Raw genomic sequence first — 13,664 nt, 5'->3', positions numbered from 1 at the left:
TTTCTGCTGCTCGCTTCGTTATGCACACAATCCCAAAAATCCCCACGACAAAACCGAAAACATTATTTGCATTTTTTGTATACAAAAGCATAATTCGCTCGTGCAAGTTTCTGACCTTCTAGTCAACAAATCAGGCTGGCGGTCGATTCGCCCCACGGAGCAGTTACCGGCTCTGAAAAAAACAACAAAAACGTTTCGAGGGATTCACTGTGGAAAGTCGCAAAACCGAAGCCACGCCGCTGGAAGCCACTCAAGGAGACCTCAGGCCGACACGCTCGGGCCTGCTTGAACGCCTCTTCAAGCTCAGCCTGCACGGCACCACCGTTCGGACCGAGCTGCTGGCGGGCCTGACGACGTTCATCACTATGGCGTACATCATCTTCGTCAACCCCAACATCATGGCCGACGCGGGCATCGATCACGGCGCCGCGTTCGTGGCCACCTGCATCGCCGCCGCACTGGGTTGCCTGTTGATGGGCCTGTACGCCAACTGGCCGGTGGGCCTGGCGCCGGGCATGGGGCTGAACGCGTTCTTCACCTACACCGTCGTCGGCACGATGGGCTACAGCTGGCAGACCGCGCTGGGTGCGGTGTTCATCTCGGGCGTGATCTTCATGATCCTCACCCTCTCCCGCGTCCGCGAATGGCTGCTCAACAGCATTCCGGTGAGCCTGCGGTTCGCGATGGGCGCGGGGGTCGGGCTGTTCCTCGGGCTGATCGGCCTGAAAACAGCGGGCATCGTGGTCGACAGCCCCGCGACGTTGATCAAGCTGGGTTCGCTGCGTGAACCCGGTCCGTTGCTGGCGGCGATCTGCTTTTTGATGATTGCGGTGCTCAGCTATCACCGCGTGTTCGGCGCGATCCTGATCAGCATCATCACCGTGACCGCCGCCGGTTGGGGCCTGGGGCTGGTGCATTACAACGGCATCTTCTCCACCCCGCCGAGCCTGGCACCGACCTGGATGGCGATGGACGTCGCAGGCGTGTTCAACGTCAGCATGATCAGCGTGGTGCTGGCCTTCCTGTTTGTGCACATGTTCGACACCGCGGGCACCTTGATGGGCGTCGCGCAACGGGCCGGATTGGTGAATGACGATGGCCGCATCGAGAACCTGTCCCGCGCCCTCAAGGCCGACAGCGCGTCGAGCGTATTCGGTGCGATGGTCGGCGTGCCGCCGGTCACCAGTTATGTGGAAAGTGCTTCAGGCGTGGCGGCGGGTGGCCGCACCGGGCTGACGGCCGTGACCGTGGGCGTGCTGTTCGTCGCCGCGATGTTCTTCGCCCCATTGGCGGGGATGATCCCGGCGTACGCCACCGCAGGCGCGTTGATCTACGTGGCGATGCTGATGATGGGCGGCATGGCGCACATCGAATGGGACGAAGCCACCGACGCGATTCCCGCCATTGTCACGGCGATCATGATGCCGCTGACCTTCTCGGTGGCCGACGGCATCGCACTGGGCTTCATCACCTACGTCGTGCTGAAGGCCTTTACCGGGCGTCACAAGGAGATTTCGGTGAGCCTGTGGGCGCTGTGCGCGATCTTCATTGCCAAGTTTGTGTTCCTGTAAAGAGGCCCGTATCTGCCTGATGCAACACCCCCTGTGGGAGCGAATTCATTCGCGAGGGGGCAATACAGGCGACGTAGATTCGTCGCCTGATCCAACGCATCGCGAATGAATTCGCTCCCACAGGGAACGCTGTAGATCCGCACATGACGTCGCCCATTGGGTGGCGTTTTTGCTTTTCTGATTTCAACAAGGAGAAACCCCATGACCCTGGAAACCTGGCTGCTGTTCAGCGGCGCTGCGCTGGTGGTGATTCTGATCCCGGGGCCGCTGTCCCTGCTCATGATCGGCAACAGCCTGAACTATGGCGTGCTGCGCTCATACCCGGCGTTTTTCGGCGGGGTTTGTGCGTCGATCTGCCTGCTCAGCGCCTCGGCCTTTGGCTTGGGCGCGTTGTTGATGGCGTCGGAGCAACTGTTCAGCGCGCTGAAGATCGTTGGCGGGCTGTACCTGTTCTACCTCGCGTGGCAAAGCTGGAAACAGTCCCGCTAACCCGCGACCGGCGCGGACGTGCCAGCGGCCGTCAGCCATCCGGGCTTTGGGGCGCTGTTCTGGCGCGCCTTCGTGCTCGGCGGCAGCAACCCGAAAGACATTCTGTTCTTCGCCGCGTTTTTGCCGCAGTTCCTCAAGGCCGACCAGCCTTTCCTCGGTCAGTTGATCACCATGATCATCACCTGGACCGTGCTGGATCTGGCCTGCAAGTTGTTCTACGGCTTGAGTGCCCAAGGCGCCGCGCGTTACCTGCGCACTGGTAAGGGTCAAACCTGGTTCAACCGCATCAGCGCCGGGCTATTCGGTGGCGCGGGCAGCGCTGCACTGCTCAGCCATTGACGCCCTGCACGTTGTTGTCCTCTCAAGGCAGCGGCGTGTTCCTCACGGTTCGGCGACGCGCTGTATGAACACCTGCGGCGCCGGCTCCAGCGAGCTGCCGCTTCTGACACCCCCGATCAATTTCACCAGACGCCCCTGATCCCGGGCTTCGACCAAGGTATTCAATGCACCTTCTCCCGGTCGCGCCGCCGCCCATTCATCGATCCAGCGGTTGGACAGAGGGACGGCGGCATTGGGCGCAAGGGTCTGAAATTCCACTTGCGCAGCAGAGACGTAATGCGTGTGCAGCATGTAGAGGTGCTCCTGGCCGGTGCGCCGGAACAACAGAATCGAACGCACCTGCAACACAGTCTCACCGTCAGAAACCATGCGGTAGCCTGCGTCGGTGATCAACGCCGACATGAACTCACGCATTGCCGTTTTTGCGGGTGCGCCAATACGCGGGCCGCGGGTGACGCTTTCCAGCAGGGTCACCAGTGAGGGTTTGGAGACCGCGAAATCCAGCCGCTTGAAATCCTGCATCGAAGGCCCGTAGCTGATCCACATCCGGGGCATCGTGGTGCCGATACCTGTGAAATGAGCGCCTTCGAGCATCAGCAGCGGATCATTCAACTGCGGTAACGGCGCCAGCTGCCCCCTCTTCCAGGCATTGAGGGTGGCTTTCATATTGATCAGCCGGGTGGCGGTCAGCCCGGTATGCCCCTGATCAGCGGCATCGTAGATTTTCTCCGCGAGAATCCGGCAGGTGACCGGGCTCAGCCCGGGCCGCGCTTCCTCCACCAGATGCTGGATCTTCAAGCGAAACAGCGGACCATGCACTGTCCAGCGCCCGTCCTTGAAAGACGCCATGCCCGGCTGGTTAAAGCGGTCGCGGCGAATGGTTTCGTTGAGACCGGAAAAACTGTCCTCAAGGGTCGTCGGACTTTTCAGGAACACGATAGAAGGGTTCTGGCTCGCCCCGCTCGGCAGGATGTCGTAGCGCTGGCTGTCGATCTGCACGAAGGTGCTCCTCGGTTCATCGCTGAGTCGGAAGATCGGTGGAAACACTTCGACCTGTTGCACCCTGCCGGCATCATCCAGGGGACGGCCCCAACGCTTCCAGCGGTCGGCGCCGTCCAGCGCATCGCGCAGCGCCGAAGGTTGAGGTGGCTCCTTGCGTTTGCTGCCGCTGGTACCAGGTTGTGGTTCGGCCTGGGGCGGCCGACGATAGGCCTCGGCCCATTCCGGGGTCGCCTTGTGTTGCTGGTAGTGCACGGCGATGTCCAGCTCCAGCCTGCGTTGGCGATTAGCGGGGAATTCGAACTCATCAAGCAACTGCCGCGCGTGCCGGGGCTTGAACGCGGGGTCGCCGTGGGCCTGGGCGATCAGGGTTTCGGCGATGGTCGAGCGCATGCCGCCCCTGAGCCCGACGTCCGAGTGATACACCCAGGCGCCATTGTGAAACCGCACCGGGGGTTCGAAGCCGTGAACAGCGGTCTTCTTCAGGCGCAGCGTTTGCTCTCCAGCGCGTCGATAAACCTCGTACGCGTGCCCTTCGCGCTCGATCCAGAGCTGACCGTCCTTGAGCAGCGTGCCGAGATCGCGCCCCGATTGCGGCACCGCATCAGTGAGCGTTTTGGGCACTTCATAGCCTTCGAACGGCGTCAGCAGGTGCGGCCGCAAGCCTGACGTCGCAGTGCCCAACTTTGCGCCACGGCGCGCCATCCGCCCCAGCACGAACACGCTGGCGGCACCGGGAATCACCGACATCGCCACGTCCAGCACACTCATCGCCGTGCTACCCAACGCCAGTAGCCCGTCATCGAGGCGCCCCTCTCTAAAGGCTTTCATGGCGTCGTGCCCATCCAGCCAGCCATCCTGCACGCTGACCAGGGTGCCGATGCCGGGAAGCAGACCCAACAGGGCTTTCAGGTACCCCACATAGGTCTCGCCTTGCTGCCGGTTCTGCTCGGTCTGGATGTCGAAGCGGGTGCGCGCGCGGCTCTGAATCGCCTGCTGAAGCATCCAGGCGCGGGTGTCGAGCTGCTGGGCGGCGAGTTGCAGGTCGAGCGCGGGAACGAAACGCAGAAAACCTTCGAACCCCCGAGCCAGTGCCTGGTTGATGTAGCTGACGTGACGGGCCGCCCCCTGAGCGTCCAGCGTGCGCTGTGCGAGGTAACCCGTCAGCGCGGGCTTGCTGATCAGGTGCTGGATCAAGCGGGATCGGGCGGTTTCAGGATCGGACGCCTCGACAGTCAGGACGTCGTCGGGCGCGTCCGGCAGATAGATCACGGTGCGGTTGGAGACTTTGCTGCGAATTGCACACAGCCCGCTCAACGTGTGGCTGTCCTGCTCGCCACTCACCGAGGTGCCCGGCTTGAACTGCAACCAGTTCATCTCGATGCCAGCGGCGTCGCTTTCGGCCTGAGAGCGAGACTGCGCTGCCAGTTGCAGCAACAGACCACCCTCTTCGCTCAGGCGTCGCCGCTTGAGTTCGCAAAACGCCTCCAGCTCGATCTTGTGCTGATAGGGTTCCAGCAGGCGCTCGGCGTCGAGTTGCTGCTGCGCCGTGGACCCGGGTGCCAGCTGAAACACTTTTTTAAGCAAATTACGGTAGTGCAGCGCAACGTCCAGCTGCGGAATGACCGCGTGCAGCCAGGTGCCCGTCAGGCCCGACGTGCCACGGATCGCGGCGAAATCGAAACGCCGTGCCATCTGCGCGTCACCCGCCGCAAAATTGCGCTCGGCCAGGGCCGCCAACGTCAGGTGCTCACGCTCCCGACTGGCGACCCACGGTGCGAAATAATTCGTCACCCGCCCGTATTGAGGGTCGATTCGGTAGTCGCGCCAGACCCGTCTCGGCAGCTCGACAGTGATGAGATCAGGATCGAGATCGATGCCCAGATCATCCTTGATCCTGGCCTTGATGCGCGCTCGAACGAAATCCTCGAACGAAGGCAGCACGTGATCCAGATGGTTTTCAAGTGCCTGGGCGCTGGCGTGGTACTCGGTGAGCCGCTGGGCATATTCATCGCGAACAGGCTGCTCGACGGTGCTCAGCCAGCCGGGCATCGCAATGCTGAGTGACTGCAAGGGTTGATCGTGGGGTTCGTCTGCGGTCAGCAGGTCGACGGGTTGTAAAACGGTGCCGGTCATGGGGGGCTCCAGGTGCGTGTGATGCACTGGAGTGTTCACAGACTGCAACCGGCCCTGTGGTACATATTCATCGGACGAAAAAAAGCCCGCAGTGTGGGGCGGGCAAGAGGTACAGGGGCAAAGCGATGTCACGGGTTGCTCGGTTACGCGTATCGCCTAGCTGCCGCGATACGTGGAGTAGCTGTACGGCGAAATCAGCAGCGGAACGTGGTAGTGATCCTGCCCGGCGTCGATGCCGAACCGCAGCACCACGACGTCGAGAAAGGCCTGATCACCCAGCTTCACGCCCTTGGCCCGGTAGTAATCGCCGGCGCTGAACTGCAGCTGGTAGACACCCGAACGGTAATCCTCGCCCTGTAACAAGGGGGCGTCGCAGCGGCCGTCACTGTTGGTCACGGTGTCGGCAATCTTTTCCAGCTGCTCGCCATCGACCCGGTACAGGGCAATGCGGATGTTGCTGCCGGGGCAGCCGTGTGCGGCGTCCAGCACGTGTGTGGTCAGTCGTCCCATGGCGCGTCGGTGCCTCGCTTGGAGATTGAGTGGAATCGCACCGTTTCAGTGCCGCTTTTGAGAGCAGAGCGCGGTTGAACAGCGCGAGCGATGACGAATTAAGACATTTTCAAAAGAAATTGTACACAATAAAAATCACTTTTTATCCGGCTCATTGCCAGACACGCCTCAAAGCCTCAAAACGCCGGATAGCGAGGCCTCTGTTGAATTTTTTCGGTGGATTCTGACCACTCAGGCAAGTTTCTTGCAGCGTCATCTGTTATGAGAAAAGCGAAAAAACAGGCTTACAAATCACAAATAAACTTGTATACAATCGTCCCATCGCCGCGACGGTCGACGGATCATGATCACACCTCAGGGCAGATCGATCCCTCTCCACCGTCACAGACAACACGTAGATAAGGAAGATTGCAGTGAGCGCCGACTATCCACGCGACCTGATCGGTTACGGCCGTAACCCGCCCCATCCCAACTGGCCGGGCAATGCCCGTATCGCGTTGTCGTTCGTACTCAATTACGAAGAAGGCGGCGAGCGCAATATTCTGCACGGCGACAAGGAATCCGAGGCGTTTCTGTCCGAAATGGTCGCCGCTCAGCCGCTGCAAGGCCAGCGCAACATGAGCATGGAGTCGCTGTACGAATACGGCAGTCGTGCCGGGGTGTGGCGCATCCTCAAACTGTTCAAGCAATTCGACATTCCGTTGACCATCTTCGCCGTGGCCATGGCCGCCCAGCGCCACCCGGACGTGATCCGCGCGATGGTCGAGGCCGGTCACGAAATCTGCAGCCACGGCTACCGCTGGATCGACTATCAGAACATGGACGAGGCTCAGGAACGCGAGCACATGCTCGAAGCGATCCGCATCCTCACCGAACTCACCGGCGAACGCCCGCTGGGCTGGTACACCGGTCGCACCGGCCCTAACACCCGGCGTCTGGTGATGGAAGAAGGCGGCTTTCTCTACGACTGCGACACCTACGACGACGACCTGCCCTACTGGGAACCGAACACGCCGAATGGCAAGCCGCATCTGGTGATTCCGTACACCCTGGACACCAACGACATGCGCTTCACCCAAGTGCAGGGTTTCAACAAGGGCGACGACTTTTTCGACTACCTGAAAGACGCCTTCGACGTGCTCTACGCCGAAGGGGCCGAGGCGCCGAAAATGCTTTCCATCGGCCTGCACTGCCGCCTGATCGGCCGCCCTGCCCGTCTCGCCTCGCTGCAACGTTTCCTCGAATACGTCAAAGGCCACGAACAGGTGTGGTTCGCCCGCCGCGTGGAAATCGCCCGCCACTGGCACGACGTTCATCCCTTCAGAAGCAGCCCGTTGAAAGGAGCCGCCCAGTGAGCCGTTTCAAGACCCTGACGCCCTCTTCCCTGAGCCGCAAAGCCTTCGTCGAAGCCTTCGCCGACATCTACGAGCATTCGCCCTGGGTCGCTGAAAAGGCCTATGACCTGGGTGATCTGCACAGCCTCGACGACATCGAGACCCTGCATGCCCGTATGAGCGACATCCTGTTGAGCGCCGACCACGCCACGCAACTGGCGCTGATCAACGCTCACCCGGACCTTGCCGGCAAAGCCGCCGTGCAAGGCCAACTGACCGAAGCCAGCACGAATGAACAGGCTGGCGCCGGTATCCACCAATGCACGGCTGAAGAGTTCGCTCGCTTCACCGAGCTGAACGACGCCTACAAAGCGACGTTCGCGTTCCCCTTCATCATGGCGGTGAAAGGCAGCAACCGGCATCAGATCCTCGCGGCCTTCGAGACGCGCATTCACAACCCGGCCCAAACCGAGTTCGCCTGCGCCCTGGCCGAGATCAACAAGATCGCGATGTTCCGCTTGCAGACGCTTTAACCCTGACCATCCCCACGCCCCTTATCAAAGGCAGACAAAAAGAATGAAAGCTTACGCCGTACCCTTCGAAAAATTCGTCAACCTGGCCGACTCCCGTCTGGGCACAAAAATCATTTCCGTGACCGACGACTGGTTCGCCGACGCCAACCGCCTGTTCCAGCCCACCCCCGCGGTGTGGAAGGAAGGCGTGTTCGACGACAACGGCAAATGGATGGACGGCTGGGAATCGCGTCGCAAGCGTTTCGAAGGTTATGACAGCGCCGTGATCCGTCTGGGCGTGGCAGGCTCCATCAAAGGCGTGGACATCGACACCTCGTTCTTCACCGGCAACTACCCACCATCGGCCTCGCTGGAAGCCTGCTTCCTGGCCTCGGGCGAGCCGGATGAGAACACCGTGTGGACTGAAGTGCTGCCCGCCGTCGAGCTGAAAGGCGACAGCCACCACTATCACGAAATCGGCGACACCCAGGCCTACAGCCACCTGCGTTTCAACATCTACCCGGACGGCGGGGTGGCGCGTCTGCGCGTGTACGGCGTGCCGCACCGGGACTGGTCGGCGGTGGGCGACAACGAGCAAGTCGACCTGGTCGCAGCACTGAACGGCGGTCGCGCCCTGGCCTGCTCCGACGAGCACTTCGGCCGCATGAGCAATATCCTCAACCCGGGCCGTGGCATCAACATGGGCGATGGCTGGGAAACCGCACGTCGCCGCACGCCGGGCAACGACTGGGTCATCGTCGCGCTGGGCCATGCCGGTGAAGTCGAGCAGATCGTCGTCGACACCCTGCACTTCAAAGGCAACTACCCGGACAGCTGCTCGATCCAGGGCGCATTCGTCAAAGGCGGCACCGACAGCCAGATCGAAACCCAGAGCTTGTTCTGGCGCGAACTGCTGCCGAGCCAGAAACTGGAAATGCACGCCGAACACACCTTCGTCGAGCAGATCAAGGCGCTCGGCCCGATCACCCACATCCGCCTGAACGTGTTCCCGGACGGGGGCGTGAGCCGGTTGCGCGTGTTGGGTAAGGTGGCGAAGTAACGCGTTCCCCGTGAGCGAACCCATAACCCTGATTTGATCATTGAACTTGAGAACAGAAGAACCCGCATGCGCACACTGATTATCGAGCCGTTGACCAAAGAAGCCTTCGCCCCTTTCGGTGATGTCATCGAAACCGATGGCAGCGATCATTTCATGATCAACAACGGCTCGACCATGCGCTTTCACAAGCTGGCGACCGTTGAAACGGCGACGCCGGACGATCACGCGATCATCAGCATCTTCCGCGCCGACGCGCTGGAGATGCCGCTGACCGTGCGCATGCTGGAGCGGCATCCGCTGGGCAGTCAGGCGTTCATACCGCTGCTCGGCAACCCTTTTCTGGTCGTGGTCGCGCCACTTGGCGATGCACCTGAACCCGAGCTGACCCGCGCCTTCCTCACCAACGGCAGGCAGGGTGTCAATTACCATCGCGGCGTCTGGCACCACCCGGTGCTGACGATCGAAAAGCGGGATGACTTCCTGGTGGTTGATCGCAGTGGCAGTGGCAATAACTGCGATGAGCATTTCTTCGAAGAGAGTCAGATGATGATTCTCGATCCCCACTAATAAGAAGGGCCTAAGCGTCCGCCAGTGACGACAGGCAAACGGTAAAGACTGTGGCTGCACATCTGATGGAATGGCTGAATCTGGGCGTGCGCTGGATTCACATGATCGTCGGGATCGCCTGGATTGGCGCATCCTTTTACTTCGTCTGGCTGGAGAACAACCTCAACCGTGCCAACCCCCGCGACGGGCTGTCCGGTGACCTGTGGGCGATCCACGGCGGCGGGATCTACCACCTGGAAAAATACAAGCTGGCCCCACCGACCATGCCGGACAACCTGCACTGGTTCAAATGGGAAGCCTACTGGACCTGGATGTCGGGCATCGTGCTGTTGTGCATCGTGTTCTACTCCAACCCCACCCTTTACCTGCTGGCCCCCGGCAGCACGCTGAGCGGCGGCGAAGGCATCGCCATCGGCGTCGGCGCACTGATCGCCAGTTGGTTCATCTATGACCTGCTCTGCGACTCGCCGCTGGGCAAGCGCCCTGGCCTGTTGGGCCTGGTGCTGTTCGTGCTGGTCATCGGCGCCTGCTACGGCTTCAGCCAGGTGTTCAGCGGTCGTGGTGCGTACCTGCACACCGGCGCGATCATCGGCACCATCATGGTCGGCAACGTGTTCCGCATCATCATGCCCGCCCAGCGCGCACTGGTGGCGGCCATCGCCGAGAACCGCACGCCGGACCCGACCCTGCCCGCCAAAGGCCTGCTGCGTTCGCGCCACAACAACTACTTCACCCTGCCCGTGCTGTTCATCATGATCAGCAACCACTTCCCGAGCACCTACGGCAGTCAGTACAACTGGCTGATCCTGGCGGCCATCGCGGTATGTGCGGTACTGGTGCGTCACTACTTCAACACCCGTCACGACAGCCACAAATTTGCATGGGCCTTGCCGGTCGGCGCACTGGGCATGATCTGCCTGGCCTACGTGACAGGGCCTGCGCAAGTGCCGCGCGGTCCGGACGTCGCGGCGAACATCCAGTACCAGCCGCTGCCCGGTACGGCAATTGGCGGACACCGTGCCGACGAGCCGAAACCTGAGGTCGCGCCCGCTCCGGCCCCCGCTGCGCCTGCGGCCCCCGCCCAAGCGAGCAACACCGGTGGCGTGGATTTCGACAAGGTGCACAGCGTGATTCAGGAACGCTGCGCAGTCTGCCATTCGGCCAAACCGACCAGCCCGCTGTTCAGCAGCGCGCCGGCCGGGATCATGTTCGACACCCCGCAACAGATTCAGCAACTGGCCCCGCGCATCCAGGCCCAGGCCGTGACCGCGCAAATCATGCCGCTGGGCAACATCACCCAGATGACCCAGCAAGAGCGTGATTTGCTGGGGCAGTGGATCGACAAGGGGGCGCAGACGAACTGAGCCATCGTCCCTTTCGGATCGACGCACTACCTGTAGGAGCGTGGCTTGCCCGCGATCGGCTGCGCAGCGGTCGTAAAGTCAGGCGGCCGGTTCCGTCTGGCGAATCGCGTTCGCCGGGTTTACGACGACTTCGTCGCCGATCGCGGGCAAGCCACGCTCCTACAGGGACAGCGCTCCATCGAATACAACGTTCCACCGCCCAGCCACACCGGGCGTACTCAAAAATAAGAACAATGAGGTGTTGCATGTCCGAGTCAACTCACGCGCGCATCCCTGCTGCGCCACCACGACAGCCCCTGCCACTTGCCCAACTGCTGTTGGTCGGCCTGCAACACGTCCTGTTGATGTACGGAGGTGCCGTCGCGGTGCCGCTGATCATCGGCCAGGCCGCCGGCCTTTCCCGTGAAGAAATCGCTTTCTTGATCAATGCCGACCTGCTCGTCGCGGGCATCGCGACGGTCGTGCAGTCGTTCGGCATCGGTCCTTTGGGCATCCGCATGCCGATCATGATGGGCGCCAGTTTTGCCGCCGTCGGCAGCATGGTGGCGATGGCGGGCATGCCGGGCGTGGGCTTGCCGGGGATTTTCGGGGCGACCATCGCTGCCGGTTTCTTCGGCATGCTGATCGCGCCGTTCATGTCGAAAATCGTGCGCTTCTTTCCGCCTTTGGTCACCGGCACGGTGATCACCTCCATCGGCTTGTCGCTGTTCCCCGTCGCCGTGAATTGGGCGGGCGGCGGCAGTAAAGCGGTGAGTTTCGGTGACCCGCTTTACCTGGGCGTGGCGGCGCTGGTGCTGCTGACGATCCTGCTGATCAACCGCTTCATGCGCGGCTTCTGGGTCAACATTTCAGTGCTGATCGGCATGGGCCTGGGCTACATCCTCTCAGGCTTCATCGGCATGGTGGATTTGAGCGGACTGGCCCAGGCGGACTGGGTGAAAGTGGTCACGCCGATGCACTTCGGCATGCCGACCTTCAGCCTCGCGCCGATTCTCTCGATGTGTCTCGTGGTGGTGATCATCTTCGTCGAATCCACCGGGATGTTCCTGGCGCTGGGCAAGATCACCGACCGCGAAGTCACGCCGGGCATGCTGCGTCGCGGTTTGCTGTGTGACGCGGCCGCGTCCTTTCTCGCCGGTTTCCTCAACACCTTCACCCATTCTTCGTTCGCGCAGAACATCGGCCTGGTGCAGATGACCGGCGTGCGTTGCCGTTCGGTGACGATGGTCGCGGGCGGCTTTCTGGTGTTGCTGAGCCTGCTGCCGAAAGCGGCCTATCTGGTGGCCTCGATTCCGCCAGCGGTGCTGGGCGGCGCGGCGATTGCCATGTTCGGGATGGTTGCGGCGACCGGCATCAAGATCCTTCAGGAGGCCGACATCTCGGATCGTCGCAATCAACTGCTGGTGGCGGTGAGCATCGGCATGGGCCTGATCCCGGTCGTCCGGCCGGAATTCTTCAGCCAGTTGCCGCAGTGGATGGGGCCCATCACCCACAGCGGCATTGCCATGGCGACCTTGAGCGCCGTGCTGCTGAACCTGCTGTTCAACGTGCTCGGTGGTGCCGAGCGTGCCGCGATGGCCGGGCCGCTGCACTCACACTAGTCGTGGGTGCCCTGTTTTAGACGCACCGCTCTTTTGCAGCGCACTTGAGCGGCGGGGCACGAGTCAGTATCCTCCGCCGCCGCTCGACCGCGCCTCGAAAAACAGGGTCTGACGACTCCACACAATAATCTGACTGAACGGCCAAGTTGCCGCCCAGCCGCGCCTCGCTCGAAAAATCACGGAATCGACTGTTTTCAATAACAGCCGACGAGACTTTTTTGTCTTTTTTCAGCGGGTTGGCTTAGGGATTGCTACCTGTAAAAAGCTGATCAATTGGACAACTAAAGCAGCAAAGAAAGGCGCCAGAACAGAGCGCCAAATCACCGCAACACCGACTTTGAACCCAAGGGAGTACCGCATGAACCGTTCGCTTTCCAGCCTGTTGGCCGCCAGTAGCCTGCTGGCCGCCACCCCTGCAATGTCTGGCGATTTGTTGCAATGGCAGAGCAACAGCCTGACGTATCTGTACGGCCAGAATTTCGAGGTCAACCCGGATACCCAGCAGACCTTTACCTTCGAACACGCAGACGGCTGGAAATACGGCGACAACTTCCTGTTCGTCGACAACATCTTCTACAACGGCAAGAAAGACCCGGGCGTGGGCAATAACACGCTGTACGGCGAGTTCTCCCCTCGCCTGTCGCTGGGCAAGATCTTCGACCAGAAATTCGAACTCGGCCCGATCAAGGACGTGTTGTTGGCCGGGACTTACGAGTTTGGTGAAGGCGATGTCGAGTCTTACCTGATCGGCCCCGGTTTCGACCTGAACATCCCCGGTTTCGACTACTTCCAGCTGAACTTTTACAAGCGCTACAACGATGGCCACCGTGCGGGTTATGGCGCCTGGCAGATCACCCCGGTCTGGTCGTACACCATTCCCGTGGGCAAGTCGGACATTTTGATCGACGGTTTCATGGACTGGGTCGTGGACAACAAACAGTCCAATACCAAAGGCGACTACCACTCCAACCTGCACTTCAACCCGCAGATCAAATACGACTTGGGCAAGGCGATGAACTTGCCAGAGCGGCAGTTGTACGTGGGGATCGAGTATGACTACTGGACCAACAAGTACGGGATCAATGACACGCGGTATTTTGATACGGATCAGAACACGGCGAGTTTGTTGGTGAAGGTGTTTTTTTAAACCAATAAGGCGCTGCTCCAGACGAGCAGCGCCTC

The 13,664-nt window shown here is 61.1% G+C and carries 10 protein-coding genes and 1 pseudogene; 9 read left to right on the top strand and 2 right to left on the bottom strand.

All coding sequences use genetic code 11. The annotated features are described in order from the left end of the window. Positions 1–209: 209 nt before the first annotated feature. Both ACIQAL_RS28270 and ACIQAL_RS28265 read left to right on the top strand, forming a co-directional pair. The gene (locus tag ACIQAL_RS28270) at positions 210–1,571 is read left to right on the top strand and encodes an NCS2 family permease (RefSeq protein ID WP_401151274.1); all 1,362 of its coding nucleotides are present in this window, start codon (positions 210–212) and stop codon (positions 1,569–1,571) included. A 201-nt stretch (positions 1,572–1,772) separates the two neighbouring features. Next, positions 1,773–2,399, top strand: a pseudogene (locus tag ACIQAL_RS28265) (LysE family translocator). A 42-nt stretch (positions 2,400–2,441) separates the two neighbouring features. Here the strand turns inward: ACIQAL_RS28265 and ACIQAL_RS28260 are convergent. Beyond that, positions 2,442–5,534: a dermonecrotic toxin domain-containing protein gene (locus ACIQAL_RS28260; protein ID WP_401151271.1), complete on the bottom strand. Its 3,093-nt coding sequence runs from the start codon at positions 5,532–5,534 to the stop codon at positions 2,442–2,444. A gap of 156 nt (positions 5,535–5,690) precedes the next feature. Then, positions 5,691–6,044, bottom strand: coding sequence for a hydroxyisourate hydrolase (gene uraH / locus ACIQAL_RS28255; protein ID WP_401151268.1), 354 nt, complete (start codon positions 6,042–6,044; stop codon positions 5,691–5,693). A gap of 413 nt (positions 6,045–6,457) precedes the next feature. Here uraH and puuE point away from each other — a divergent pair, with 413 nt between their 5' ends. From puuE to ACIQAL_RS28220, 7 genes are all read left to right on the top strand, one after another. After that, complete coding sequence (gene puuE / locus ACIQAL_RS28250) at positions 6,458–7,399, top strand: allantoinase PuuE (protein WP_401151265.1); 942 nt, start codon at positions 6,458–6,460, stop codon at positions 7,397–7,399. Further along, the gene (gene uraD / locus ACIQAL_RS28245) at positions 7,396–7,911 is read left to right on the top strand and encodes a 2-oxo-4-hydroxy-4-carboxy-5-ureidoimidazoline decarboxylase (RefSeq protein WP_401151262.1); all 516 of its coding nucleotides are present in this window, start codon (positions 7,396–7,398) and stop codon (positions 7,909–7,911) included. Before puuE ends, uraD begins: the two co-directional genes overlap by 4 nt. Positions 7,912–7,954: 43 nt before the next feature. Next, the gene (alc, locus tag ACIQAL_RS28240) at positions 7,955–8,950 is read left to right on the top strand and encodes an allantoicase (RefSeq protein ID WP_401151259.1); all 996 of its coding nucleotides are present in this window, start codon (positions 7,955–7,957) and stop codon (positions 8,948–8,950) included. Between the two features lie 66 nt (positions 8,951–9,016). Beyond that, positions 9,017–9,517: an ureidoglycolate lyase gene (locus tag ACIQAL_RS28235; RefSeq protein WP_401151257.1), complete on the top strand. Its 501-nt coding sequence runs from the start codon at positions 9,017–9,019 to the stop codon at positions 9,515–9,517. Between the two features lie 50 nt (positions 9,518–9,567). After that, positions 9,568–10,881: a urate hydroxylase PuuD gene (locus ACIQAL_RS28230; RefSeq protein ID WP_401151254.1), complete on the top strand. Its 1,314-nt coding sequence runs from the start codon at positions 9,568–9,570 to the stop codon at positions 10,879–10,881. 245 nt (positions 10,882–11,126) lie between these two features. Further along, complete coding sequence (locus tag ACIQAL_RS28225) at positions 11,127–12,482, top strand: nucleobase:cation symporter-2 family protein (protein ID WP_401151252.1); 1,356 nt, start codon at positions 11,127–11,129, stop codon at positions 12,480–12,482. Positions 12,483–12,840: 358 nt separating this feature from the next. Beyond that, positions 12,841–13,629 (top strand): outer membrane protein OmpK, encoded by a 789-nt coding sequence (locus ACIQAL_RS28220; RefSeq protein ID WP_166597893.1) that lies wholly within the window; start codon positions 12,841–12,843, stop codon positions 13,627–13,629. The last annotated feature ends 35 nt before the right edge of the window (positions 13,630–13,664 follow it).

The organism is Pseudomonas sp. NPDC088368 (genome assembly GCF_044753445.1).
GTDB classification, from domain to species: Bacteria; Pseudomonadota; Gammaproteobacteria; order Pseudomonadales; family Pseudomonadaceae; genus Aquipseudomonas; species Aquipseudomonas bambusae.
Note: the sequence above shows the minus strand (reverse complement) of the source record. Positions and strands in the feature narration are given on the sequence as shown.

Excerpts from the sequence above, each read along its gene's own strand:
- ACIQAL_RS28260 (WP_401151271.1), bottom strand. The coding sequence starts at position 5,534 with ATGACCGGCACCGTTTTACAACCCGTCGACCTGCTGACCGCAGACGAA.
- uraH (WP_401151268.1), bottom strand. The coding sequence starts at position 6,044 with ATGGGACGACTGACCACACACGTGCTGGACGCCGCACACGGCTGCCCC.
- alc (WP_401151259.1), top strand. The coding sequence starts at position 7,955 with ATGAAAGCTTACGCCGTACCCTTCGAAAAATTCGTCAACCTGGCCGAC.
- ACIQAL_RS28235 (WP_401151257.1), top strand. The coding sequence starts at position 9,017 with ATGCGCACACTGATTATCGAGCCGTTGACCAAAGAAGCCTTCGCCCCT.
- ACIQAL_RS28225 (WP_401151252.1), top strand. The coding sequence starts at position 11,127 with ATGTCCGAGTCAACTCACGCGCGCATCCCTGCTGCGCCACCACGACAG.
- ACIQAL_RS28220 (WP_166597893.1), top strand. The coding sequence starts at position 12,841 with ATGAACCGTTCGCTTTCCAGCCTGTTGGCCGCCAGTAGCCTGCTGGCC.